Source organism: Corynebacterium pseudopelargi (assembly GCF_003814005.1).
In the GTDB taxonomy this organism is placed as follows: Bacteria; Actinomycetota; Actinomycetes; order Mycobacteriales; family Mycobacteriaceae; genus Corynebacterium; species Corynebacterium pseudopelargi.
Window position 1 is genome coordinate 1,079,018 of the sequence record NZ_CP033898.1, and the last position, 25,724, is coordinate 1,104,741.

23 protein-coding genes are annotated in these 25,724 nt (G+C 57.3%); 18 read left to right on the forward strand and 5 right to left on the reverse strand.

All coding sequences use genetic code 11. The features are described from left to right. The first annotated feature begins 157 nt into the window (after window positions 1-157). From CPPEL_RS05120 to CPPEL_RS05130, 3 genes are all read left to right on the forward strand, one after another. Window positions 158-1,795 carry an ABC transporter substrate-binding protein gene (locus CPPEL_RS05120; RefSeq protein ID WP_164470379.1) on the forward strand — a complete coding sequence of 546 codons (1,638 nt, stop codon included), beginning with the start codon at window positions 158-160 and terminating at the stop codon, window positions 1,793-1,795. Between the two features lie 68 nt (window positions 1,796-1,863). Then, on the forward strand, window positions 1,864-2,427 hold the full coding sequence (locus CPPEL_RS05125) for an adenine phosphoribosyltransferase (protein WP_123960123.1): 564 nt from the start codon (window positions 1,864-1,866) through the stop codon (window positions 2,425-2,427). A gap of 154 nt (window positions 2,428-2,581) precedes the next feature. Beyond that, window positions 2,582-4,861: a RelA/SpoT family protein gene (locus CPPEL_RS05130; protein WP_123960124.1), complete on the forward strand. Its 2,280-nt coding sequence runs from the start codon at window positions 2,582-2,584 to the stop codon at window positions 4,859-4,861. Between the two features lie 57 nt (window positions 4,862-4,918). Here CPPEL_RS05130 and CPPEL_RS05135 read toward each other — a convergent pair whose 3' ends face one another. Continuing rightward, window positions 4,919-5,692 (reverse strand): peptidylprolyl isomerase, encoded by a 774-nt coding sequence (locus CPPEL_RS05135; RefSeq protein WP_123961234.1) that lies wholly within the window; start codon window positions 5,690-5,692, stop codon window positions 4,919-4,921. Window positions 5,693-5,956: 264 nt separating this feature from the next. Here CPPEL_RS05135 and tpx point away from each other — a divergent pair, with 264 nt between their 5' ends. The 3 genes from tpx to hisS all read left to right on the forward strand — a co-directional run bounded on the left by tpx (window position 5,957) and on the right by hisS (window position 8,594). Further along, window positions 5,957-6,463 (forward strand): thiol peroxidase, encoded by a 507-nt coding sequence (gene tpx / locus CPPEL_RS05140; protein WP_123960125.1) that lies wholly within the window; start codon window positions 5,957-5,959, stop codon window positions 6,461-6,463. A gap of 97 nt (window positions 6,464-6,560) precedes the next feature. After that, window positions 6,561-7,199 (forward strand): MBL fold metallo-hydrolase, encoded by a 639-nt coding sequence (locus CPPEL_RS05145; protein ID WP_123960126.1) that lies wholly within the window; start codon window positions 6,561-6,563, stop codon window positions 7,197-7,199. A 114-nt stretch (window positions 7,200-7,313) separates the two neighbouring features. Beyond that, a complete protein-coding gene (gene hisS, locus CPPEL_RS05150; RefSeq protein WP_164470381.1) occupies window positions 7,314-8,594 on the forward strand; it encodes a histidine--tRNA ligase in 1,281 nt (426 codons plus the stop codon). A gap of 120 nt (window positions 8,595-8,714) precedes the next feature. Here hisS and CPPEL_RS05155 read toward each other — a convergent pair whose 3' ends face one another. Genes CPPEL_RS05155 through ypfJ form a run of 3 tightly spaced genes read right to left on the reverse strand, consistent with a single transcriptional unit; the run spans window position 8,715 to window position 10,808 of the window. After that, window positions 8,715-9,281 carry a CE1759 family FMN reductase gene (locus CPPEL_RS05155; RefSeq protein WP_123960128.1) on the reverse strand — a complete coding sequence of 189 codons (567 nt, stop codon included), beginning with the start codon at window positions 9,279-9,281 and terminating at the stop codon, window positions 8,715-8,717. A 35-nt stretch (window positions 9,282-9,316) separates the two neighbouring features. Then, complete coding sequence (locus CPPEL_RS05160; protein WP_123960129.1) at window positions 9,317-9,907, reverse strand: TetR/AcrR family transcriptional regulator; 591 nt, start codon at window positions 9,905-9,907, stop codon at window positions 9,317-9,319. Window positions 9,908-9,923: 16 nt separating this feature from the next. Then, a complete protein-coding gene (gene ypfJ, locus CPPEL_RS05165; RefSeq protein ID WP_123960130.1) occupies window positions 9,924-10,808 on the reverse strand; it encodes a KPN_02809 family neutral zinc metallopeptidase in 885 nt (294 codons plus the stop codon). 172 nt (window positions 10,809-10,980) lie between these two features. Here ypfJ and aspS point away from each other — a divergent pair, with 172 nt between their 5' ends. Further along, window positions 10,981-12,777, forward strand: a complete 1,797-nt coding sequence (gene aspS, locus CPPEL_RS05170) for an aspartate--tRNA ligase (protein ID WP_123960131.1) — start codon at window positions 10,981-10,983, stop codon at window positions 12,775-12,777. Between the two features lie 40 nt (window positions 12,778-12,817). On the opposite strand, the gene CPPEL_RS05175 is transcribed toward aspS, so the two are convergent. Continuing rightward, window positions 12,818-13,114 (reverse strand): hypothetical protein, encoded by a 297-nt coding sequence (locus CPPEL_RS05175; RefSeq protein ID WP_164470324.1) that lies wholly within the window; start codon window positions 13,112-13,114, stop codon window positions 12,818-12,820. 4 nt (window positions 13,115-13,118) lie between these two features. On the opposite strand from CPPEL_RS05175, the gene CPPEL_RS05180 reads away from it, so the two are divergent. From CPPEL_RS05180 to aroQ, 11 genes are all read left to right on the forward strand, one after another. Then, on the forward strand, window positions 13,119-14,372 hold the full coding sequence (locus CPPEL_RS05180; protein WP_245990512.1) for a protein kinase family protein: 1,254 nt from the start codon (window positions 13,119-13,121) through the stop codon (window positions 14,370-14,372). Then, window positions 14,365-15,699, forward strand: a complete 1,335-nt coding sequence (locus tag CPPEL_RS05185; RefSeq protein ID WP_342767988.1) for a replication-associated recombination protein A — start codon at window positions 14,365-14,367, stop codon at window positions 15,697-15,699. Before CPPEL_RS05180 ends, CPPEL_RS05185 begins: the two co-directional genes overlap by 8 nt. 96 nt (window positions 15,700-15,795) lie before the next feature. Continuing rightward, complete coding sequence (gene alaS / locus CPPEL_RS05190) at window positions 15,796-18,471, forward strand: alanine--tRNA ligase (protein ID WP_123960134.1); 2,676 nt, start codon at window positions 15,796-15,798, stop codon at window positions 18,469-18,471. 84 nt (window positions 18,472-18,555) lie between these two features. Further along, complete coding sequence (gene ruvX / locus CPPEL_RS05195; RefSeq protein ID WP_123960135.1) at window positions 18,556-19,125, forward strand: Holliday junction resolvase RuvX; 570 nt, start codon at window positions 18,556-18,558, stop codon at window positions 19,123-19,125. Between the two features lie 88 nt (window positions 19,126-19,213). After that, entirely contained in the window at window positions 19,214-20,362 is a 1,149-nt protein-coding gene (gene mltG / locus CPPEL_RS05200) for an endolytic transglycosylase MltG (protein WP_123960136.1), read from the forward strand. Window positions 20,363-20,364: 2 nt separating this feature from the next. Then, window positions 20,365-21,210, forward strand: coding sequence for a shikimate dehydrogenase (locus CPPEL_RS05205; RefSeq protein ID WP_123960137.1), 846 nt, complete (start codon window positions 20,365-20,367; stop codon window positions 21,208-21,210). A gap of 117 nt (window positions 21,211-21,327) precedes the next feature. Beyond that, window positions 21,328-21,750, forward strand: a complete 423-nt coding sequence (locus tag CPPEL_RS05210; RefSeq protein WP_123960138.1) for a prepilin peptidase — start codon at window positions 21,328-21,330, stop codon at window positions 21,748-21,750. 74 nt (window positions 21,751-21,824) lie between these two features. After that, entirely contained in the window at window positions 21,825-23,042 is a 1,218-nt protein-coding gene (gene aroC / locus CPPEL_RS05215; protein WP_123960139.1) for a chorismate synthase, read from the forward strand. A gap of 25 nt (window positions 23,043-23,067) precedes the next feature. Next, window positions 23,068-23,748: a shikimate kinase gene (locus tag CPPEL_RS05220; protein WP_123960140.1), complete on the forward strand. Its 681-nt coding sequence runs from the start codon at window positions 23,068-23,070 to the stop codon at window positions 23,746-23,748. A 104-nt stretch (window positions 23,749-23,852) separates the two neighbouring features. Continuing rightward, window positions 23,853-24,926, forward strand: a complete 1,074-nt coding sequence (gene aroB, locus CPPEL_RS05225; protein WP_123960141.1) for a 3-dehydroquinate synthase — start codon at window positions 23,853-23,855, stop codon at window positions 24,924-24,926. 144 nt (window positions 24,927-25,070) lie between these two features. Then, complete coding sequence (aroQ, locus tag CPPEL_RS05230; RefSeq protein ID WP_123960142.1) at window positions 25,071-25,511, forward strand: type II 3-dehydroquinate dehydratase; 441 nt, start codon at window positions 25,071-25,073, stop codon at window positions 25,509-25,511. The last annotated feature ends 213 nt before the right edge of the window (window positions 25,512-25,724 follow it).

Below are 25,724 nucleotides of genomic sequence, written 5' to 3' on the forward strand. Positions count from 1 at the left end.
TCATGCGGAGGCTGCTAGGGCTTACACAACGAAGGCTTACACAAGTGGAAACGCTCCGGCATTTAATGCTCGAACCGCATGTGCGCACTAGTCAAGACGCTGCGCAACAACTTAGCAACGGCTGCATGGCCGGAAAAAGAAAGGTGGTTGCCCCTACGTGACTGTCGAATCGGCACCTTCTCCGCGGGCACGAAGCTTGCGCACCATTTTCGCGCTCCTGGCTGCGGCCACGCTGACTGCTTTAGGCGTGCAAGCCTGCAGCAGCGATACAGATGAGCAGCAAGCCACCCCAAGTAATGAGCTTTTTGGCTACGCAGTAGATGTGCCGCTTGAAACCACCAACGCGGGTAGTTCCCTTGGAGCATCCATCGACGCCCAAGCCTTGAGCACCAGACTGTACCCAGGGCCTTTTACCCAAGGCCCTAAGGGACAGTGGATTCCCAACCGCGACGTAGCAGAAGGCCACTTGCTGCCGGGGGTGCAGCAACGCGCAGAATTTAAGATCAACGAGCAAGCCAAGTTTTCCGATGGAGCATCGCTGACCTGCGATTCCTTCCTACTGGCATTCCGTGCCGGCACCATGCCCTCGCTATTTCACTCCTATATGCCTTTGATGAATGAGGTAGAAAGCGTGGAGTGCCAACCAAATAGCAGAAGCGTTGACGTGGTGTTCAAGCAGGGCTTTGGCCCGAGGTGGCGCCAAATCTTCCCCGCGGGCACGCTACTTCCTGCGCACGCCATTGCCCGAGAAGCTGGCCTGAGCATGGAAGAACTCAACACTGCGCTGAGCAATCAGCAGTGGGGCATGCTCGAAGGCGTAGCCCAGGTGTGGAATGAGGGCTATGAGCTAGAAAATTTCAATGCTTCGCTCCAGCAAAGCCTCGGCCCTTATAAGATCCGCTCCGTTGGGGATCAAGGCGAGGTGATCCTGGAACGCAACGAGTATTACGCAGGTGCGCAGGCAGAAGAACCCGAACTGGTGGTGTGGCCACGGGGATCTGATCTTGAGCAATTGCGCAAGGACGGTGTGCTTCGCGTTGCCGATAGCACCAGCTTGAATGATCTTTCCTGGCTTGACCGCGATGATGTGGAGCGCCCGGTAGAGGTAGCGGCAATGGAAGGTGTGATGACTGATTCCTTGCTGCTTTCAGATACGGGAGTGTTCGCAACCGCTGAAAACCGCAAAGCATTTGCAGCCTGCATTGATCAGGCCGCCGTAGCCCAAGCCTCCGAGAAAGCCAGCGGCGTGCCCGTTACCCCAGTTGTTACCCGAATGCTTCGCGCAGGCGATCCATCCGCCACGCAATTAAAAGACATCACCGATCCTCACCTCGGCACCAATATTGATCAGGCCAAGGCTCTCGGCGGCACCACCATCAATATTGGTTATAGCGGCCCGGATCAGCGCAAAGCCGACATGGTCAAAGCCATACAAAAATCTTGTGCACCGGCTGGGATCGAGATCGTCGATGCATCTAAGCAAGGCGGCACCTTTGATCAACTGCAGTGGGTTGGCACCGATGGCACCGGTGCGTATCACGCCAACGCCACCTTGGATGCGCTGTTATTGGCCGTCGATCCTGTAAGTGATTTCAGCGGAGCAGCAAAGTCGAGTGCAGATATTGAAGGCTTGCGTAAAGATGAAGCCGCATCCTGGGACAACCTCACCACCGTGCCGTTGGCTACGCAACCGCGAGTGCAGATGTACGACCGCAATGTCTTGCATGTAGTGCCCAATACCAATGCCTCCGGCGTGGGCTGGAATATGGATCGCTGGAGCACCAAGCAGCCCTAGGCCAGCACATGACCTCACCCTCTCATGCCTTAGCCCAAACCAATCACAGCCAAGAAACGGATGTTCACATGACTAGCAACAGCCCTCGCTATACCAGCGCTATTGATGCACTCAAGCAAAAGACTCGCCTGGTGCCAGACTTCCCGGTCGAGGGGGTGCTCTTTGAAGATCTCACCCCAGTGTTGGCAGACCCAGAGGCCTTCCGCCTGATTATCGACGACGTCGCCGCCGAGGCCGCGAAGGCCGAGGTTGATTTGATTGGTGGGCTCGATGCCCGCGGTTTCCTCCTGGGCTCGGCGGTGGCGTATTGCACCGATAGCGGTATTTTGGCCATTCGCAAGCAGGGCAAGCTGCCTCCACCGGTGCATACCCAAAGCTACGATCTTGAATACGGCAAGGCAGCGCTTGAGTTGCCGGCTGAAAACCTTGACCTCACAGGCAAGCGCGTGATGGTGGTCGACGATGTGCTTGCCACCGGCGGCACTCTGAGCGCTGCGATTAAGTTGATTGAGCAATGTGGTGGTGAGGTAGTCGGCTGCGCCGTAGTGTTAGAGGTAGCAGGTTTAGGTGGTCGCGAACGTCTAGGCGATGTGCCCTTGTACGTTGTGAACCAGCAAAACACTGAAGGTTAGCTCCAAAAAGCAATAAGGAAATAGTGGCGAGTTACGCGGTGTTTGCACCTGTACATCAAGGTGTGGGCATAAGCGCGGTGGAGACCGAAAAAACGCACACTCTGGTGGGAGTAGATGTGCTAATTTGCCACAGATAGCGGGAAGGAGCTTGGGCGTGACGGTGGAAAAGAAGCCCCAAAAACAGCCGACGACTATGCGCAGCATGTCGGCGCGCTTGGCTCGTAGTCTTACGGGCACGCGAGTGCGCATTAATCCGGTGCTAGAGCCTTTGATGGCGATTCACCGTGAGTTTCACCCAAAGGCTGATGCCGAGTTGCTCGATCGTGCCTATGCCACGGCAGAGCGCTTGCATGAAGGGGTGTTCCGCAAATCCGGCGATCCGTATATCACCCACCCGCTTGCGGTTGCCACCATCGCCGCCGAGATCGGCATGGATACCACCACCTTGGTGGCGGCACTCTTGCACGATACGGTCGAAGACACCGACTATTCCTTGCAGGATCTCACCAGGGATTTTGGCGAGGAAGTAGCCAGGCTTGTCGACGGCGTAACCAAGCTCGATAAAGTTGCACTCGGCGCCGCTGCTGAGGCTGAAACGATCCGCAAAATGATCGTTGCCATGAGCGAGGATCCTCGCGTGTTGGTAATTAAGGTGGCCGATCGCCTGCACAACATGCGCACCATGCGCTTTTTGCCCCCAGAAAAGCAGGCTAAGAAGGCTCGCCAAACCCTCGAGGTGATCGCCCCCTTGGCGCACCGCCTTGGTATGGCCAGCGTGAAGTGGGAGCTAGAAGATCTCTCCTTTGCCATCCTGTATCCCAAGAAATACGACGAGGTGGTGCGCCTTGTGGCCGATCGTGCGCCCTCGCGCGATCGCTACCTCAAAGAAGTATCTGCGGAGCTGCAGCAGGCGCTCAAAGATAATCACATTGACGCCGAGGTGATGGGCCGGCCGAAGCACTATTGGTCGATTTACCAAAAGATGATTGTGCGAGGCAAAGATTTTGACGAGATTTTCGATCTCGTCGGCCTGCGCATCCTGGTCGATACCGTGAATAACTGCTACGCGGCCATCGGCGTGGTGCACTCTTTGTATTCGGCCATGCCCGGTCGTTTTAAGGACTATATTTCTTCACCGAAGTTCGGGGTGTACCAGTCGCTGCATACCACCGTGATGGGCGATGGTGGCAAGCCCATTGAGGTGCAGGTGCGCACGCACGAGATGCACTTCAACTCCGAATATGGCATCGCAGCCCACTGGCGCTACAAGGAGCTGAAAGGCTCTAAGGGCGATCAAGCCGAAATTGATCAGATGTCCTGGATGCGCCAATTATTGGATTGGCAAAAAGAGGCAGCGGATCCCAATGAGTTCTTAGATAGCCTTCGCTATGACCTCACTGCCAAGCAGATCTTTGTGTTTACCCCCAAAGGCGATGTGGTGAACCTCCCGGTGGATTCAACGCCGGTGGATTTTGCCTATGCCGTTCACACGGAGGTGGGGCATCGCTGCATCGGTGCGAAGATCAATGGCAAATTGGTGGCGCTGGAATCCAAGCTCAAATCGGGTGACCGCGTAGAGATCTTTACCTCTAAAGATCCGAATGCTGGCCCGAGCCAAGATTGGCGCGATTTTGTGGTCTCGCCCAGGGCAAAGACCAAGATCCGCCAGTGGTTTGCCAAGGAACGTCGTGGCGAATACCTCGAGGCCGGCAGGGATGCGCTGGCGGCAGAAGTCCAGCGTGGCGGCTTGCCCATGCACAGGCTATTTACTGCCTCCACCATGAAGCAGGTGGCAACTGAGCTGCACTATCCGGATATCGATTCGCTCTACACCGCGATCGGCTCGGGCAATGTGTCGGCCTCCAATGTGGCCCACCGCCTCATGGCGCGCTTTGGCGATACTGACGATGCCGTGGACACGCTCGTGTCGCGTACCCCTTTAAGCGAGCTCGTTCACCCCGAGCATCAGGGCACAAGCTCCCAGGCGGTATTGGTGCAGGGCAGCCCCGATGTGCTGGCCAAACTCGCTAAATGCTGTATGCCGGTGCCCGGTGATGAAATCTTCGGCTTCATCACCCGTGGTGGAGGCGTGTCGGTACACCGCGTGGATTGCACCAACGCCAAGAAGCTCAAAGAGGAACAAGAAAGGCTTATCGACGTCTCCTGGGCCCAAGAAGGAGGCGGCACCGCTTTTGCTGCCACCTTGCAGCTCGAAGCGCTCGATCGCGATGGCCTGCTCATGGACCTCACCCGCGTGATCAACGAGCAACAGGTGGTTGTGGTGGCGATGAATTCCCACACCGCCGATGATCACGTTGCCGTGGTGCGCTTTACCTTCTCGGTATCGGATACCAAGCAGCTTGGCACGCTCATGAACCAGCTAAGAAATATCGAGGGCGTATTCGACGTGTACCGCGTCACCGCCGGCGGCTAAATACAACACAACGCCCAAGCACCACATCATGTGCTTGGGCGTTATTGCTAGAAAAGCTTATTGCACCTTAGCGGAGGTAATCTTTACTTCCTTCTTAGGAGCGCCTTCGCTTCCACCACCATCAACGCCTTCGGCAACAACAGCGTCGAGCGTGTCAAGGCCGGGCTGCTCGATCTTGCCAAAGTAGGTGTAGGCAGGAGGCAGGGGAGAGTCACCGTAGTTCAAGAAGAACTGTGAGCCATTGGTATCCGGGCCAGAGTTAGCCATGGCCACCGTGCCACGCGGGTACACCACGGGGCTTGCTTGATCTTCAGCCTCATCGGTGGGGTACTCGTTGGCAAAGCTAAACCCTGGGCCGCCAGTGCCCTGGCCGGTGGGATCGCCACACTGCAAGATGTGCAGGCCTTCGGTGACCATGCGGTGGCAGACTGTGTCGTCGTAGAAGCCGGACTTTGCTAGGTGCTCGATCGCGTTGACGGTACAAGGAGAAACGGCACGATCCAGGCTCAGCGGGATCTCGCCGGCGGTGGTATCAAAGGTGATGTTCACGGTGCCGGTTGCGGCAACGTCCTTCGTCTTTGGCTTGTCTACCTTCTTTGCCGCTTCGCCGGCATCCGGGTACTCGCAATTGACCGTATCGCCAAGCGCAGTCTCACGGCTTAATGCCAGGGTGTTGCTTTGAGGTTCTTGCTCATCTTCGTTGAAGTATTGGTAACCAAAGTAACCACCAACCAACAACACAGCTACGGCGGCGATAGCACCAATGGCCATCGGCGTGGAACGTCCCTGCTTACGTTCATTTCGTTTTACCTGATGTTCGAGCTTTTCCATCGCCTCGCGGCGGCGTTGTTGGTTGCTCACTGTCAACTCCTCTATGTATGAACCATCCCCGGGCCGTATAAGCGCTAAGACGCTCAAGCTCGGGGCAACAATGCCCACCCAGCATAGCCTTAAACGGCGCCTTGGAGCGCATTGCATAAGCGATATAGGTACTAAAAGCAGCAGCGATAAAGACTTACCCAGCGCTTCAAGCTGGCTGAGCCTAGCTTGCAAGCAGGGGTGGCGAGATAGCAACACAGCACTTAGGCTTGGCACATGGCATTAACTCATTTCCAAGGCAACGAAGCACACACCAATGGCAACCTTCCCGAGGTTGGCAGCTCACTTCCAGAATTCACGCTGGTAGGCACCGAGCTTAAAGAGCTCAGCAACCAGGATTTCGCCGGCAAACGCCTCGTGATCAATATCTTCCCCTCCATCGACACCGGCGTATGCGCCGCCAGCGTGCGCGAATTTAACCAGCGCGCGGCAGCACTGGACAACACCACCGTATTGTGCGTCTCCGAGGATCTTCCCTTCGCGCTGGCTCGTTTCTGCGGTGCAGAAGGCATTGAAAACGTCGTCAGCGCCTCCGGCTTCCGTAGCAACTTCGCTCAAGACTTCGGCGTAAAACTCCAAGATTCCCCGCTTGAGGGACTCATGGCGCGTGCAGTTGTGGTGGCCGATCAAGACGGCAACATCCTCCACGCCCAGTTGGTAGAAGAAATCGGCACCGAGCCCGATTATGACGCCGCGGTAGAAGCACTCGACACGGCCTCTTAAAAACTCGGCAATAAACACCGTGACCCCCAGCGCCTGGATGCGTTGGGGGTTTGCTCATTGTGGTTGCCCGGTAGCTGCAGAGACTACAGTTGCAAAGGTGGATATTCTCGGATTTGTTGCAGGGCCGTATCAAACCAATTGTTACCTCTTTGACGATGGCGCCAAGCTCAGCGTGATCGACCCCGGCATGCAAGCGCAGCCCGTGGTCGAACAATACCTACGCGAACACAACCGCACCCTGGAACACGTAGTGCTCACCCACGGCCATATCGATCACACCCGAGATGCAGCAGCACTAGCCAATGCATGGGATGTGCCACTGTGGATTCATCCAGATGATGCATTCATGCTGGAAGCAGGCGATGGAGTGCTAGAACAATCCAAGGTGCTCTTCCAGGCACACACCATGCCGCAGGCCAAAGACCTGCGCTACCTCGAACATGGCCAAACTATCGAGCTTGGTGGCGAAGCCTTCGAGGTGCGTCATGCACCAGGCCATTCGCCCGGCTCCGTGCTCTTTGTGGGCAAGCAGCTGTGTATAAGCGGCGACGTTGTATTCCAAGGATCAATTGGGCGTACCGATCTGCCGCAATCGGACCCCGAGGCGATGGAGCAATCGTTGCGCGATGAGGTGTTGCGCCTTGATCCTGCGTTGCAAATCCTCCCAGGGCACGGAGCAGCCACCACGGCGCGGGCAGAATTTGCAACGAATCCCTTCCTTACTTCCTTGAAGTAGTCCTTTTCAAGGCATTGGGAAGGCAAAGCGTGGCGTGGCCGAAAGCATTCCACGAAACCTCTTTGCCCAAGCCCTGCAATAGTCGCCACATGGCGGGGCGTTAAGATAGCAGGCGTGACTAACGCGAAAAAGCTCCCGACGATTGCCGCGCCTAAGGGCGTGCCCGATTACCTGCCACCCCAATCGCGAACCTTTTTGCAGGTGCGCGACACTTTTGCGCACCAGTCGCATTTGGCAGGCTACGAGCACATCGAGTTGCCGGTGTTTGAAGATACCGCCCTTTTCGCCCGCGGTGTCGGTGAATCCACCGACGTAGTAAGCAAAGAAATGTATACCTTTGCCGATCGCGGTGAGCGCTCTGTCACCCTTCGCCCCGAAGGCACCGCTGGCGTGATGCGAGCAGTAATCGAGCACAATCTCAACCGCGGCCAGCTACCGGTGAAGCTGAGCTACTACGGACCATTTTTCCGCTACGAGCGCCCCCAGGCAGGCCGATACCGCCAGCTCCAACAAGTAGGCGTTGAGGCCATCGGCGTGGATGATCCATATCTGGACGCCGAGGTAATCGCCCTTGCAGATGCAAGCCTGAAGGCGATCGGCCTAGAAGGCTACCGCCTCGAGCTCACCAGCTTAGGCGATGCTACATGCCGCCCCGAATACCGCGAGAAGCTGCAGGAATTTTTGTTCAAGCTGCCGCTGGATGAGGCCACCAAGCAGCGCGCCCAGATTAACCCGCTGCGTGTGCTCGATGATAAGCGCCCGGAGGTCAAGGAAATGACCGCCGATGCGCCGCTGATGGTGGACCACCTTTCTGCAGCATCCCAGAAGCACTTCGAAACCGTCACTGGTGTGCTTGATGATCTCGGCGTTGCCTACACCATTAATCCGCGCCTTGTTCGTGGCTTGGACTATTACACCAAGACCACCTTCGAGTTCGTCCACGATGGACTGGGTGCGCAGTCTGGTATTGGTGGCGGTGGCCGATACGACGGCCTGATGGCACAACTTGGTGGCCAAGAACTTTCCGGCATCGGCTACGCGCTCGGCGTGGATCGTTGCGTGCTTGCCCTTGATGCAGAGGCCAAAGAATTCGGTAAGCACAACCGTGTGGATGTCTACGGTGTGGCCATGGGTGAAGACGCTAAACGGGCGCTCATGCCCCTGTTGAACACTTTGCGTGCAGCAGGTATCCGTTGCGATATGGCCTATGGCGATCGCGGCCTTAAAGGTGCCATGAAGGGCGCCGATAGGGCAGGAGCTACCTGTGCGCTCGTGGTGGGCGATCGCGAATTAGAACAAGGCGTGATCGCGGTAAAGAACCTTCGTGAACACACCCAGGAGATGGTGGAACAAAACGCCCTGGTGGAATACGTCCAACGCCTCCTCGCCGGCTAGAACGCACGCGCCCTAACGTGCAGCCCTAGCGTGCAAGTTAGAGCCAAAAAGCGTGGCGCCCACAGCATGTAGCTGTGGGCGTATTGCCATAGTGAGGCCAACTCGTGCCGTTTTGCTGCTTTAGATCTGGTGGGTGCCCTTTTGGTATTCGGGGATCATCAGCATGGCCAATTCATTGGCGGCGCGGTGAATGCGATTATTCAGCGCTGGGAGTGCTTCCTCGGTGGTGTCTTGGGGAGTCACCAAAATGGCGGTGGGAACAATCGCCGCTTTGAGGTAGCTAAACAGGGGGCGCACTGCGTGCTCAAGCACCAAAGCGTGGCGCTGGGAGCCTGCATTCGCGGCGATGATCACCGGGATTTGTTTGATGTCTTGAGGCTGGAGCGCATCGAAGAACATCTTAAAAAGCCCCGAGTAGCTGGCCTTGAACACTGGCGTGACGGCGATGAGGGCATCGGAGGATTTCACCTGCGAAATTGCTCGCTGCAGCGCTGGAGTGAGCTCACCATTGTGCGTCATGCAGTGCGCCAGATCGAAGGCGAGATCCTTCAGGCTTAAAGCATGCACCTCTAAATCAGAGCCACAACCTTGCACTGCCTTCTGCGCGGCCTCGGCAATGGTGTTGCCAAGAGCCAGGGAGCTGGAGGGCTCGCCAAGACCACCGGAGATAATCGTCAAAGTGCGCATGGGTGTTTAGTGTAGGCGCAGGGCTGTGAACAGGGCTAACTTCGCACAGCTTTGGTGGCTACTCCGTGGCGACACCCTGCAAGAAAAATATTCAACAGGTCTTGCTGCTTGGCTTCAAAGTCGGAGTGCACACCACCATCCTGGTTGCCTAAAAGCCGCACGATCCCGTTATAGAAGGCAAGCGCCTCGATGCTTTCGTGGATTACATGGACCGCCTTGAGCTCTTGTACTACTTGCGTAAGCAGCTCAAGCAGGCGTGCTTTGGCATCAAGCGAGGCCTGGTTGAGTTTGTGCTCATCGGTGCTGAGCAGGGTTGGGATCACGGCATTGAGGCCGATGGTATTAATCAAGTTGAGCAAGCGGGCGAGCATGGCCTCGCCTTCGGCCTCAGTTGCTGGCGGTTGCTCTACTAATTGCTCAAGATCGTTAATGCCCTGGAGGGCAATATCGAGCAGGATCTGATCTACGAGCGCCGCGCGGGTAGGGAAGTGGCGGTAGACAGTGGCGATGCCTACGCCTGCCCGTTTGGCCACGCCCTCTAAGGTCATCGCATCACCTTGGCAGAGCAGCAGACGTGCGCCAGCAGCAAGAATATTTGAACGGCGCCGTTGCGCATCGATTCGCATTCAGGTCTCCCGGTGTCTAGCTATAGGCGTTGCGGTCTAGATAATCGCAACTTGCCATTGAACCGGTGCGATAGCCCTGCAAGAACGCTTCTTGGCGCTGTTTGGAAGTGCCGTGGGTGAATGATTCAGGGTTTACATCACGACCAGCTCGTTGCTGAATATTATCGTCGCCAACTGCGCGGGCAGCATCAATTGCCTGCTCAACTTGGCTTTGGGTGATCGGTTCCAGGAAGGCATCCTCGCCTTTATCGGCAAAATGACCCCAGATGCCGGCGTAGCAGTCTGCCTGCAGCTCGATCTTGACAGCCATCGAATCTGGGCCTGGGTCGTTGTAATCGGAAAGCCCAAGGGTTCCTTCGAGGCTTTGGATGTGGTGGCCAAACTCATGCGCCACGATGTACTCCTGCGCGAAGGGGGCGTTTTGCCCGCCGTAGCGCTCTAAGGAGTCGAAGAAGCTGACATCAAAATAGGCCGTGTGATCAGCAGGGCAATAAAACGGCCCGGTGGCAGATGAGGCGACGCCACACCCGGTGGAGGTTTGAGCATTAAACACCACCAAGTTGGGCTTGGTATAGGGGATATCTGCCTGCCGGGGAAGCTGAGCGTTCCACACCTGATTTAAGGAGATGCCGGTAAATTCCACGCGACAATCGGCATAGCGGTTTGCATCGTCGGAAGTCTTGCAGTGTTCCAACTCGCCTGGTGCGCTTTGCTGTTGAGGCTGCTGCTGAGTATCCGAGCCGATGAGTCCGCCGAGCTGTGAGGGATCGCCGCCCATGAGTAAGAAGAGCCCGACTAAAAGCAGGGTTCCCACACCGCCGCCTACAGCAATGCGTCCACCGCCACCGCCGCCGGTACGAGCGAGGTTTTCTGGCTTATCAATGCCACCACGAAAGGTCATGTGCTGATCATGCCATAGCTTGGGCAATATCGAATGTTGCTGCAGGCACTGGTCCATGGCAGGGCTGGCAGCAGGTGCTGTGGGCTTAAAGGGTAAGATCAATGGCTTAGTATGCCTTTATGCGCCCAAGTGGCGTGAGAACAGAGAAAAAGGGAAAGGATTTGGTGCCGAAGTGCTTCGCACAGATTTCGCGGGTGACCTCCGCAAAGAGGCGGTCGGACAAACCGTAACGCTAAGTGGTTGGGTGGCGCGCCGTCGTGATCACGGCGGAGTGATCTTTATCGATTTGCGTGATGCCTCTGGCGTGGCTCAGGTTGTGTTCCGCGATTCTTCCGTGGCTGAGCAGGCACACCACTTGCGCAGCGAGTTCTGTGTGAAGGTCACCGGTGTGGTCGAGGCGCGCCCCGAAGGTAGCGAGAACCCCAACCTGGCCTCCGGCGATATTGAAGTAAGCGCTACCGAACTTGAGGTGCTCAATGAGTCGGCGGCGTTGCCCTTCCAGATCGATGATCCCTCGCAGTCGGGTGAGGTGGGCGAAGAAACTCGCCTGAAGTACCGCTACCTCGACTTGCGTCGTAGCAGCCAAAACAATGCACTGCGCCTGCGCTCCAAGGCCAACCAGGCTGCCCGTCGAGTGCTGGATCGCCACGATTTTGTAGAGATCGAGACTCCCACCTTGACTCGTTCTACCCCAGAAGGTGCTCGAGACTTCCTGGTGCCGGCTCGTCTCAAGCCAGGTTCCTGGTACGCGCTGCCGCAGTCCCCGCAACTTTTCAAGCAGTTGCTGATGGTGGCTGGCATGGAGCGCTATTACCAGATTGCTCGTTGCTATCGCGATGAAGATTTCCGCGCCGATCGTCAGCCTGAATTCACTCAGCTCGACGTGGAGATGAGCTTTGTTGATCAAGAAGACGTGATCGCGCTTGCAGAGGAAATCCTCAAAGAGCTTTGGAGCTTGATCGGCTATGAAATTACGACGCCGATTCCTCGCATGACCTATGCCGAGGCCATGAAGAAGTACGGTTCCGATAAGCCGGATCTGCGTTTCGATATTGAGATCACCGAGTGCACCGAGTTCTTCAAGGACACCACCTTCCGCGTGTTCCAGAATGAATACGTTGGCGCAGTCGTGATGGAAGGCGGCGCTTCTCAGCCTCGTCGCCAGCTCGATGCATGGCAGGAGTGGGCAAAGCAACGCGGCGCCAAGGGCTTGGCTTATATCCTCGTCGGCGAAGATGGCGAGCTTTCCGGTCCTGTGGCCAAGAACATCACCGAAGCAGAGCGTGCCGGCATTGCAGAGCATGTGGGCGCAAAGCCGGGCGATTGCATCTTCTTTGCAGCAGGCGATACCAAGTCTTCTCGAGCCTTGCTGGGTGCTGCCCGTGGGGAGATCGCCCGCAAGCTGGATCTGATCAAGGAAGGCGACTGGGCCTTTACCTGGGTTGTTGATGCACCGCTGTTCGAGCCTGCTGCTGATGCCACCGCCTCCGGCGATGTGGCACTTGGACACTCCAAGTGGACCGCTGTGCACCACGCCTTTACCTCTCCGAAGCCGGAGTGGATGGATAGCTTTGACGAGCATCCCGGCGAGGCCACTGCCTATGCCTATGACATTGTGTGCAATGGCAACGAGATCGGTGGCGGATCCATTCGTATCCACCGCCGCGATGTGCAAGAGCGCGTGTTCAAGGTTATGGGTATCACCGATGAGGAGGCTCAGGAGAAGTTCGGCTTCCTGCTCGAGGCCTTCGCCTTCGGTGCTCCGCCACATGGCGGCATCGCCTTTGGTTGGGACCGCATCGTCTCACTGCTCGGCGGCTTTGATTCCATCCGTGATGTGATCGCCTTCCCGAAGTCCGGTGGTGGCGTGGATCCGCTCACCGACGCGCCTGCGCCGATTCCTCTGGAGCAGCGCCGTGAAACGGGCGTGGATTTCAAGCCGAAGAAAAAGCAAGAAGCTGATAAATAACCAGCGTAAATAGTGGATAAGGCTGGTGGCCTGCCCAGGTTTACTCACTGCTTGGCGGCAGTGTTGCGGCAACATCGCGGATATAGGCATTACTGCATATAAGTGATAGGGTAGGCCATTGATTGCCGATGGATGCGCGCACAAGCGCGATCCACTCAAGGCTCACGGGAGACACCGTGAGCCTTGCATCGTGTTCTGGCTGAACACGTAGCAGTGCCAGGCCTACCCAATGCTTGAGCACTTGCGCACTGAGATTCGGTGCGCCCAGGCTTGCTGCTTCAACCGTCGTTGTTGGGGCAAAGATGCAAAGCCAGGATTGTGAATGGAAATGGAGCATAGGCGTGCAAGAACAACAACCGCAGCTCGACGCCATCGTAAGTACCGCAGAGGATGTGCTGAGTAAGCGCCTCGGCGGGGTGCAAAAGCTCAAAGAGGTCACTCGACTCAGTGGCTCGGGTACTGCCGTGGTGGCGCGGGCAAAAGTGGCCCCTTCGCCCTTCTTGCAGGCTCGTTCTGTGGTGATCAAGCACGTCCCAGAAACTGGGGAGCTCATTGATGCCTCGATGTTTTTGCGCGAGGTCATTGCCTATCAATTCACCACCTCTTTAAACGCGGATGTTCGTCCTGGGCCGGTGCTGTTGGCCTATGACGTGGATGCTCGCATCATTGTCATCTCCGATTCTGGTGATGGGGATACCTTTGCCGAGCTGCTTTCTACCTCTAAGGAAGCCTTGCGCATGGAGATCCTGCGTAATCTTGGCGAGTCACTGGGCAAGATGCACGCAGGTACCGCGACCAAAGAGCAGCACTTCGATATTTTGCTGCGCCGCATGCTGCAAAAGCATCCGGAAATCCAGCAGATGCACCGCTTTAGAGAACACCTGCTGGGCTTGTCTATCGAGGTAGGCATGAAGATCGTGGCCCAGGCGGGTATCCCGGTGCCAGAGATCGTCGCGGAGATGGCGGCTGAGTCGAAGCGTCGTTTGCTTCGCGGTCAGCACCGTGCCTTTACGCCTTTTGATCTTTCCCCGGACAACATCATCGTCTCCGAGAGCACCCATTTCTTGGATTATGAATGGGCGGGCTTCCGGGATGTCACCTTCGATATTGCCTGCGTGATTGCCGGTTTCCCGCAGTATCTGAGTTCGCGCCCAATCAGTGATGATGAGGCCGATACGCTCATTGATGCGTGGGTGGATGAGGTTGGCGATCTCTGGCCGAATGTTCGCAACCATCAACGCCTACAGGCGCGCATTTTGATCGCGCTGGTTGGTTGGGCATTTTCTAGCCTTGCCATGATGCACATTGGTTCGATGACCACGGCGTTTGCGGATCTTTACCAGCTTGCTCAACTTGAGGGGCTCGAGGCCGTCGATGCCGATACGGTGCTTGGCATGTTGGAGCAGCACCACTTCAACATCCTCCAGGAGGCCATGGAAGGCCACGAGGATTATGACCTGATCCGGCAGGATCTTTATGAGACGTTCGAGTCTGTCCAGCGTTTTGCCCAAAGAAACGCCGATTATCGTTTCCCGGTGGTAGGCGAATTTGCAGGCGCGGTGGTAGAAGCGTTGCGCGTGGATCGTCGTGGATAGCCTTTTCGACGCCAACCCTAGCCATTCCTCATTGCCCGATACGGGGGCTCATGCCCCCTTGGCGGCAAGGATGCGCCCGCAACGGCTCGAAGAAGTCGTAGGCCAGCAGCATCTTCTGGGTGCGGGCAAGCCTTTGCGCAGGTTGATTGAGGGTTCAGGGGATGCCTCCGTTATTTTGTACGGGCCACCTGGCACGGGAAAAACCACCCTTGCCTCGCTGATTAGTGCCGCCACCGGGCATCACTTTGTCGGGCTTTCAGCGCTTAATGCTGGCGTGAAGGAAGTGCGCGAGGTGATTGCCGAGGCCAGGAGGCGCCAAATCCACGGCGAGAAAACGGTGCTGTTTATTGATGAGGTGCATCGTTTTTCTAAAACCCAGCAGGATGCACTGCTAGCCGCGGTGGAAAATCGTGTGGTCTTGCTGGTGGCAGCCACAACGGAAAACCCTTCCTTTTCAGTGGTGGCTCCGCTGCTTTCGCGTTCGCTGATTTTGCAACTGCGTTCGCTTGAAGATGCCGACATTAAAAAGGTGTTAAGCCGCGCCATCGAAGATGAACGCGGCTATCGCGGAGAGCTTGAAGTAAGCGAAGAAGCCATTGAGCAGTTGGTTCGCCTTGCAGGTGGTGATGCTCGCCGGTCTTTGACTTATCTAGAGGCTGCGGCAGAGGCCGTTGCTCCCGGAGCCGTGCTCGATGCTGCCACGGTGAGCGCACACATTGATAGGGCAGTGGTGCGCTATGACCGAGACGGCGATCAGCACTATGACATTACGAGCGCCTGGATTAAATCAATCCGTGGCTCTGATGTGGATGCGGCACTGCACTATCTAGCAAGGATGATCGAGGCCGGAGAAGATCCGCGGTTTTTGGCTCGTCGATTAGTAATCCACGCTAGTGAAGATATCGGCATGGCTGATCCGAGCGCCTTGCAAAGCGCCATTGCTGCAGCGCAGGCGGTGCAGTTGATCGGTATGCCCGAGGCTAGGATCAATCTTGCTCAGGCCACCATCCACTTGGCTACCGCGCCAAAATCTAATGCGGTGATTCGTGCCATTGATGCTGCCTTAGATGATGTGCGCAAAGGTCATACAGGTCCTGTGCCAGCGCATCTTCGCGATGGCCACTATGAGGGCGCAAAAGCCATGGGTAATGCGGTGGGTTATCGCTATCCCCATGATCACCCCAATGGAGTGCTTGCCCAGCAGTACCTGCCAGATGGCATGGAACAGGTGCAGTATTACCAGCCCAGCGAGCACGGCGAGGAACGAAAGCTCGCAACACTTTGGCCAAGACTGCGCAAAATAATCCGTGCCAAGCATGATGGATAATCTGCGGTAGAGTACTCCTGTACTTGCCTGCCTTTTGCCAAAGCGTGGGCATTGATAGAACCATTTACGAGAAGAAAGCTAACGAGGCGTTTCGCTGTGCAAACCCATGAGATTCGGGAACGGTTTACTCAACACTTCGTCCAATCAGGCCACGAGGCGGTTCCGAGTGCCTCACTGATTCTTGATGACCCGAACCTGCTGTTTGTCAATGCTGGCATGGTGCCCTTCAAGCCGTATTTCCTTGGGCAGCAAAACCCTCCCTTCCCTCAGGGCAAAGCCACCTCCATTCAAAAGTGTGTGCGCACCCTCGACATTGAAGAAGTCGGCATCACCACCCGCCACAACACCTTCTTCCAGATGGCCGGCAACTTCTCCTTCGGCCAATACTTTAAAAAAGGTGCCATCGAGCAGGCATGGAGCTTGCTTACCGGCGATGTGGAACAAGGCGGCTATGGGCTCGACCCGGAGCGTCTTTGGGTGACGGTCTACCTCGACGACGACGAAGCTGCAGAAATCTGGGAGCAACACATCGGCGTGCCCAGCGAGCGGATTCAGCGCCTCGGCATGGCGGATAACTACTGGTCCATGGGCATTCCTGGCCCTTGCGGGCCTTGCTCGGAGATTTACTACGACCGCGGCCCGGAATACGGCAAAGAAGGCGGCCCCATCGCCGACGATAACCGCTACATGGAGATCTGGAACTTGGTCTTCATGGAAAAGGAACGCGGTGAGGGCATTGGCAAGGGCAATTTCGAGATCCTCGGAGACCTGCCAAAGAAGAACATCGACACCGGCCTTGGTGTGGAGCGTGTTGCCTGCATTTTGCAGGGCGTAGATAACGTCTATGAAACCGACCTTCTTCGCCCCGTTATCGATGTGGCTGAAGAAGTCACCGGCACCAAGTACGAGGATCCAGATACCGATCGCATCAACGACATCCGCTTCAGGGTGATTGCCGATCACTCCCGTACCGCCATGATGATCATTCTCGATGGCGTGACCCCCGGCAATGTGGGCCGTGGCTATATCCTGCGCCGCCTGCTTCGCCGCATTATTCGATCGGCACGCCTGCTTGGCGCCCAGGGTAAAACCATGGAGCGTTTCATGAACACCATCATGGACACCATGACGCCTTCTTACCCGGAGATCGCTGAACAGCGTGAGCGCATTCTCAAGGTGGCCTTGGCAGAAGAAACTGCCTTCTTGCGCACCCTCGAATCAGGCACGCACCTCTTTGAGCAGGCCGCAGGCCAGGTAAAGGCTCAAGGTGGCGCAACCTTGTCTGGCCAAGAGGCCTTCACGCTGCACGATACCTACGGTTTCCCCATCGATTTGACCTTGGAGATGGCCTCGGAAGCTGGGCTGAAGGTAGACGAAGAAGGCTTTCATAAGCTCATGGCTGAGCAGGTTGCTCGCGCCAAGGCAGACTCGCAGGCGAAAAAGCATGGCCATGCAGACCTCAGCGTGTACCGCCAATTCGTTGATGAGCACCCCACGGAATTTACTGGTTTTGAAGAGCTCAACAGCAATTCCAAGGTGCTTGGCCTGATCCGTGATGGCCAGCAGGTACAGGAAGCCGCCGAAGGCGATGAAGTGGAAGTGATCTTGGACGTCACTCCGCTGTATGCAGAATCCGGCGGACAGTTGGGCGATCGCGGCACCATCGAAGCCGGCGGCACCGTGTTGCGCGTGGGCGATGTGCAAAAGGTAGGCAAGAAGCTCTGGGTGCACAAAGCCACCGTGGAGCAGGGCGGTTTGATCGTCGGCGACGATGTGCAGGCGCTGGTGGATCCTGCTTGGCGCCACGCTGCACGCCAGGCGCACTCTGCAACCCACCTCATCCACGCTGCCCTGCGTGAGGTGCTAGGCCCCACAGCGGTACAGGCCGGTTCGATGAACAAGCCTGGTTATTTGCGCTTCGACTTCAACTACACCGATGCGTTGAGCCCACAGCAGCTTGAGCAGATCCAGGCCATTAGCAACCAGGCAGTGGATGCAGACTGGCAGGTCAACACCATCGAAACCTCCTTGGAAGAAGCCAAGGCCATGGGTGCTATGGCACTGTTCGGCGAAAACTACGGTGAGGTCGTTCGCGTTGTAGAAATCGGCGGACCATTTTCCATGGAGCTGTGTGGCGGCACGCACGTCTCGCATTCTTCGCAGATTGGCCCGGTGGCAGTGCTTGGAGAATCCTCCGTGGGATCCGGTGTTCGCCGCATCGAGGCATACTCGGGCTTGGATTCCTTCCGTTACCTGTCTAAGGAACGCGCCTTGGTTGAGGGCGTGGCCAGCTCCTTGAAGGCGAAGTCTGAAGAAGTACCAGAACGCGTTGCGGCCTTGACTCAAAAGCTCAAGGAGGCCGAAAAGACGATCGCAGAGCTGCACCGCAAGCAGCTACTTTCGGGTACTGCCGAGATGCTCGCCGGTGCCGAGGACGTGGCCGGTGTGCAGTTTGTGCATCAGCAGCTTCCCAAGGGCACCGAGGCCAAGGACCTGCGCACCCTGGCTACTGATCTCAAGCAGAAACTTGGTGGCGCACCCGGCGTAGTGGTCCTTGGCGCCGAGGATGCCCGTTCGCGCGTGCCCTTTGTAGTGGGCGTAACCAAGGTCGCGATTGATCAGGGCCTGAGCGCCAAGGAGCTTGCTGCTGTGGTTGGCCAGTACGTCAATGGCAACGGCGGCGGTAAGGCCGATATGGCCCAAGGTTCCGGTGCACAGATCGGTGGGTTCTCGCAGGCAGTAGCTGCCGTGCGTGAGGCATTGAACAGCTAAGGGTGTTGCATTCACGGCCGCTGCAGAAGACTTTTAGGCAGCGGCCGTGTTTGTGGTTCATGCAAAAAATTCTCAGGAGCAGCAGTGTTTGATCATTCTCCGCAGCCGGATCGTCCAGGAATCGCCGATCCAGGCCCAGGCCGCAGACTCGGCATCGATGTAGGCACGGTGCGCATTGGCATTGCCGTATCCGATAGTGATGCCCGCCTGGCCACCCCGGTCGAAACTGTCGCTCGCGTTACCGGCTTTAGGGATGAAGACGGAGCCGATATTGAGCGCATCATTCAACTGATCCAGGAATACCAGGTAAAAGAGGTGATCGTGGGTCTGCCACGAACCCTCGCCGGCCAAGGATCTGCCAGCGCGCAGCACGCCCAACTCATTGCCAAGAGGCTGCAGGGGCGCGTCGAAAAGCTCAAACAACAAGGCGTTTTGCCAAAAGGTGCCAGGGTGCAGCTTGGCGACGAACGCCTCAGCACCGTCGTGGCAACCCAAGCCATGCGAAGTTCCGGTGTTTCGGCAAAAAAGGCCCGCTCACGCATCGATCAGGCGGCCGCGGTGGAGATCCTGCAAAGCTGGTTGGATGAAAGAGCAAGCGCTATGCGGAGGCAATCACCCAAACCCGGACCGAGAAAAGGTATCGTTAAAGACTGATCTGCAACATTGCATAGGCACGACTATGCGTTACGACCCCGGTGGGCTCACCTAGACTCCGGGATTTGCAAAGAAAGGTGCTCCATTAATGCGAATGGAACCGAAGTATGTGAAGCGACGCCAACGCGGTCTGGCCGTACTGGTTGCTGCCTTAGTGCTTCTCGTCTCCGCCGTGGTGTATATCGGTGTGAATATGAACTCCGGCAATAGTGATTTCGAAGGCCAAGGCAACGGCACCACCGTGCTGGTGGAGGTCCCAGAAGGTTCAAGCATGTCGCAGCTTGGCCCAGACCTGGAGGCCAAGGGGGTCGTGGCAGATGCCGATACCTTCGCCTCAGCCGCCTACAGCAATAAAGCTGCAGCGGAGCTCAAGCCCGGCTTTTATAAGCTCCAAGAAAAGATGAGCGCCAAATCGGCCGTGAGTGCGCTGCTCAGCGACGATAACCGCGTGGAGATGCTCGACATCCCAGGTGGCGCCACACTCATGGACGTCAAGGTCGTGGCAGGCGATACTCGCTACGGCATCTACTCGATGATCTCCCAGGTTTCCTGCGGCCAGCCAGAGGGCAACTGCATTAGCGCCGAAGAGTTGCAGCGTGTCGGTGCTACCGCAGACCTGCAAGAACTCGGTGTGCCGGATTGGGCCATCGACCCAGTACGCGCCCGCGGCGATGATCCTCGCCGCCTCGAAGGCCTGATCGTGCCAGGCCAATACGTCGTTGACCCCACCGCCGATGCCATGGCCGTGCTCAAGGATCTGATTACCCGCTCGGCGAAGACCTATGCAGACACCGATTTGGTCAACCGTTCCAAGGCCGTGGGTTTGAGCCCCTATGAGATGGTCACCGCCGCCTCCTTGGTGGAACGCGAAGCACCCGAGGGTGACTTTGACAAGGTTGCACGAGTGATCTTGAACCGCCTGGAAGAGCCCCAGCGCCTCGAATTCGACTCCACCGTCAACTACGACCTTTCCGAGCAAGAAGTGGCCACCACCAATGAGGATCGTGCCCGCGAGACTCCTTGGAACACCTACGCCATGGATGGCCTGCCTGCCACCCCAATTGCAAGCCCCTCCATCCAGGCCATTGAGGCCATGGAAAACCCGGCTGAAGGCGATTGGCTGTACTTTGTCACCGTGGATAAAGACGGCACCACCGTGTTCACCAGAAACTTTGATGAGCACCAAGAGGCCACCAAGGAGTCTCTGGATAACGGCGTGCTCGATAGCAACCGCTAAACATGAACCAACAGCGTGTAGAAGAACCCAGCATTACGCACAAGGCCGTGGTGCTGGGTTCGCCCATTGAACACTCACGATCCCCACTGCTGCACAACACCGGGTATCAAGCCCTTGGCATGGATCATTGGCACTATGAGCGCAAAGAGTGCTCAGCCGAGCAACTGCCAGGCCTGCTTGATCAGCTCGATCAGCGCTACCGCGGCTGCTCGGTAACCATGCCGGCAAAATTTGCAGCCCTCGAAGCGGCAACAGCAATAAGCCAACGAGCCCAAGCCATTGGATCGGCCAATACCTTGGTGCGCCAGGATGGCGGCTGGTTTGCCGATAACACCGATGTTGATGGAGTTCAAGGCGCGCTCCAAGAGCTTAGCGGCGGAAGCTTTGATGCCACACGCGCAGTGATTATTGGCGCCGGAGGAACAGCCAGGCCAGCACTGTATGCGCTTGCCAGCCTCGGCGTGCGCTCAGTAGTGGTGCTAAATAGAAGCGACCGTAAGGAAGAATTCCGCGATTTAGTACAACAGCTCGGCATCGACCTGGAATTCCAGCCCATGGCTGAGCTGAACGCCGCGGTGGATGCTGCTGAAGTGTTGGTATCGACCGTGCCTTCTCACGCTATTGCCAACCAGGCAGAAGCCATTGCCAGGATTCCGCTGGTGGATGTGATCTATGATCCCTGGCCAACACCGCTCATGCTTGCAGCCAAGGCACAACAGGTGCCCTATGTGGGAGGCCATGTCATGCTCGCCGAACAAGCCTATGGTCAGTTCGAGCAATTTACCGGCCAGCCCGCGCCAAAACAGGCGATGCGAAGCGCACTCGAACGCGATCTGGGGATCAGCTAAACCACGCCCCGTTGACCCCGCTCAGGCTGGTCCTTGCCCAGTATCCGGGTGTGGCAATAAGGCCGCTACGGACTTTTCAAGCTGAGCAACCCACAACTTCTGGCTAGAGTAGCGCCTATGGGGATATGGGGTTTGGTGTTCGCCTTATGGGCGATGTACTTGAGTGCTTGGGATCTACGCAGCCACCGGCTGCCAAATCACGCCACGCTGCCGGCTGCGCTGGGTGTGGGTGCATGGCGGATGATGCAAGATCCTGGGTATATCGTGGCCGGACTCTTATGGTTTGGCCTTTACGCGCTCGTGGCCGTTGTGCTGCAAGGTGGGGTAGGAGGAGGCGATCTCAAGCTTGCCCCAACGCTTGGCTGGCTGCTTGCACCGCTTGGACTCCAGGCGGTGCTGCTTGCCATCGTCTTAGCGTCTGCATTAACGCTGCTGCTGGGCATTGCCTCTAGGTGTGTCGGCCAAGGCCAGGCCAAGGGTGTGGCTCATGGCCCGGGCATGCTGCTTGCTAGCGCCATCGCGTGGTGGATCAGTACCTAGGTGTTGCACCACCAGTGGGGGTTGGTTGGGGTAGTAATGCCATGCGAAAAATCAGGCCGTGGCATAATTCCACCATGCTTCGATGGACAACTGCTGGAGAATCGCACGGTCAGGCATTGATTGCCATGGTGGAACACATGCCTGCTGGGGTGCCGATTACTCGCGAAGATATTAGTGCTCAACTCGCCCGGCGTCGCCTGGGCTACGGTCGCGGAGCACGCATGAAATTCGAAGCAGATGAGGTGACCCTGCTCGGCGGCGTGCGCCACGGATCAACCATGGGTAGCCCCATTGCCATCATGATCGGCAATACTGAGTGGCCGAAGTGGACCACGATTATGTCGGCCGACCCGATTGATCTTGAAGATGAAGACGTCGCCGCCGCGATGGCCTCTGGCCGTGGCGCGCGCTTGATGCGCCCGAGGCCTGGGCACGCTGATTTTGCCGGCATGCTCAAATACGACTTAGAAGAAATCCGCCCAGTGCTTGAGCGTGCCTCTGCCCGCGAGACGGCAGCCCGCGTGGCAGCCGCCACGGTTGCTCGAAACTTCCTGCGCGAAGTGCTCGGTGTTGAGGTCTTCTCCCATGTGGTCTCTATTGGCAACTCCGACTTGCATGATCCAGGTGAGCAAGCCCCAGTGGCGCCCAAGGCCAGCGATATTGAGGCCATCGATGCCTCGCCGGTGCGTGCCTTTTATGCAGATGCTGAAGCATCGATGATTGCCGAGATTGAAAAGGCCAAGAAGCAAGGCGATACCCTCGGCGGCATCATCGAGGTGGTAGTAGACGGGCTGCCCATTGGATTAGGTTCTCATATCTCAGGCGATGATCGCCTCGATGCACAATTGGCTGCCGCGCTGATGGGCATTCAGGCCATCAAGGGCGTAGAGATCGGCGATGGTTTTGAAGAAGCCCGCCGCCGCGGCTCGCAGGCACATGATGAGATGGTCCGCGATGCCGAAGGCCTGCACCGCTTGAGCAATCGTGCCGGTGGCTTAGAAGGTGGCATGACCAATGGGGAGGCCTTGAGGGTTCGTGCCGCCATGAAGCCGATCTCCACGGTGCCGCGTGCCTTGAAAACGGTCGATATGGCCACCGGTGGTGCCGCAACGGGTATTCACCAGCGTTCCGATGTGTGTGCAGTTCCTGCTGCCGGTGTGGTGGCCGAAGCGATGGTGGCTTTGGTGCTTGCCCGCGCAGTGCTGCAAAAATTTGGTGGGGACTCATTGGCTGAAACCAAGCGCAATGTGGAGTCCTATCAGCAGCGTATCGCTGAACGTTTGAGCTTCTAGTAGCTAAGACCTAAGGAGGCGGGAGATGAACCCCAACCCTGGGCCGTCGAAAAGCCAAATAACCTACCCCCTCGTGGTGCTCATCGGGCCTCCGGGTGCCGGTAAAACTACGGTGGGGCGCAGGCTGGCTCGGGCTTTATCCACCACGTTTGTCGATAGTGATGAGTTGATCGAGCAGCAGGAAGGCGAAAGCTGTGCCTCGATCATTCAGACCCGCGGCGAGCCGGCGTTTCGTGAGTTAGAAGCACGCAAGGTAGCCGAAGCGCTGCGCTCTCAAGGTGTGGTCAGCCTTGGCGGGGGTGCGGTGGAAACGGAAAAAGTGCGCCACATGCTGCAAGACCACAACGTGGTCTGGATCGATATTTCCTTAGAAGAAGGCCTCAGACGCACCAATGACCCATCGCGGCCACTGCTGCAAAGCGATGATCGCGCCGCCACCTATGCCGCGATGCTGCAAAGACGCGAACCATTGTTCAAACAAGCCTCTAAGGTTCGGGTGCGGACCCATAATCGCAGCCCACAGCGGGTTGTGGCCGATATCCTCGATGCCTTTGATGATGAGCTCAGCAACGAAGCAGACCCAGCGAGCAGCAATCACACCCTTGAGCGCAGCGAACAAGCGCACAAGGGCCGCGAGAGCTTCCCAGGCCAAGGCTTTGACCAGCACCAAAAGCCACAGCACGCACACCTACCTCCATCCACCTAACCGCGGTGTAGCCACAGCGCTACGCCACCTAGCTTTTGAAGCACTGGGCGTTATATGCCAGTGCAAGCAATGCCTCTAATACCTCGACGAAAGGCCTTCAGCCCATGCAACAGCACATCGACGTCAACGGCGCCGCCCCCTACCGGGTGCATATTGGCCAAGATCTCAGCGAGGCCGTGGCTGCCTGCGTCAAAGAGCAGCAGGCACACAAAGTGGCGGTGCTCTCGCAGCCGAGCATGCACATGGCCCAGCAGCACCTGTGCGCAACGCTTGAGGCACTTGGGCTAGAAACGCTCGCCATCGAGGTGCCAGATGCAGAGGCCGCAAAGACCTTAGAGGTAGCAGGGAAGTGCTGGGATGCGCTCGGTGCTGCAGGTTTTAGCCGCAAAGACATCGTGATTGGCCTTGGCGGTGGGGCTGTGACCGACCTGGCAGGTTTTGTTGCCGCCTCCTGGATGCGTGGGGTGAAGGTGATTCAGGTGCCTACCACCTTGTTGGCCATGGTGGATGCCGCGGTGGGTGGCAAAACGGGCATTAATACCGCTGCCGGGAAAAACCTCGTTGGCGCATTCCACGAGCCCACTGCGGTGTTTATCGACATGGACTACCTGGCCACCTTGCCTGAAGAGGAGCTGATCTCCGGTTCGGCTGAGATTATTAAGACCGGTTTTATCGCCGATGAGGAAATTCTGCGGCTATATGAGCAAGACCCTCAAGCATGTTTGCGGGTAGATGGGCATTTGCCGGAATTGATTTATCGTTCGGTGGCGGTAAAAGCAGAGGTAGTGGGCAAGGACCTTAAGGAATCCAGCCTGCGAGAGATCTTGAACTACGGCCACACCTTTGGCCACGCCGTGGAACTGCACCAGGATTTCCGCTGGCGTCATGGCAATGCCGTGGCGGTAGGGATGATGTTCGTGGCCCAGCTTGCCTTTAACCGAGGGCTTATCGACGCCCCCGTGGTCGATCGCCACAAACAGATCATCGCCTCTGTTGGCTTACCCACCAGCTACGAGCCTGGCCACTTTGAACAGCTCTATCACGCCATGACGCGTGATAAGAAAAATCGCGATGGCGCCATTCGTTTTGTAGGCCTTCGCGCAGTAGGCGAAACCACCAGGATTGAAGGCCCAAGCGTAGAGGAATTAACCCAAGCCTATGAGGCTATCTCTGGCTAAACCTTCGGGGCTTGTCCCCGCAGCAAGATAGCAGCGCCGGTACTTATGATCTAAGCGCTCTAGACTGGCACTCATAACAACACCGGTGCCCAAAGGCACCTGCCGTGCACTCCAAGGTGTGGCCGCATGTGGAAAGGACAGTGGATGAGCAAGAACATTATGGTGCTCAATGGGCCCAATCTGAACCGTCTGGGCAAACGCCAACCTGAGGTATATGGCAGCACCACCCTGGCAGATGTTGAAGCTGACTTAGCCCAGCTTGCCAAAGAGCTCGGTGTGGAAGTGCAGTGCCATCAGTCCAACCACGAAGGTGAGTTGATTGATTGGGTGCACCAAGCCGCCGATGCGCACATGGCAGTGATCATTAACCCCGGTGGCTTCACCCATACCTCCGTGGCACTGCGAGATGCCCTGGCCGAAGTAGCAGATGATCAAGGCTTTATCGAGGTGCACATCTCTAATGTGCATGCCCGCGAGCCTTTCCGGCACCACAGCTACTTAAGCCCCATCGCCACCGGCGTGATTGCCGGGCTTGGAGTTGAGGGCTATCAGCTTGCACTTCGCTATCTTGCCCAGCAGCGCTAGGGCCTCACGCCAGCAGCGCTGTGTTGTGCGTGGCCGGAGTTGTGGGTGGCAGCCTGAGCGCGCTGCGTTGGGTCTAGCCGGCGCTGTGCGTGGCAGGCGTTGTGTGGCCGATCCGCGGCTGGTGCATTGGCTGTTGCTTGTAGCCTGCACGTACCGGATCCGAAAACTTTCTATTGTTGAAAACACCTTAAATACATTGCTCGAGGAGCTTGA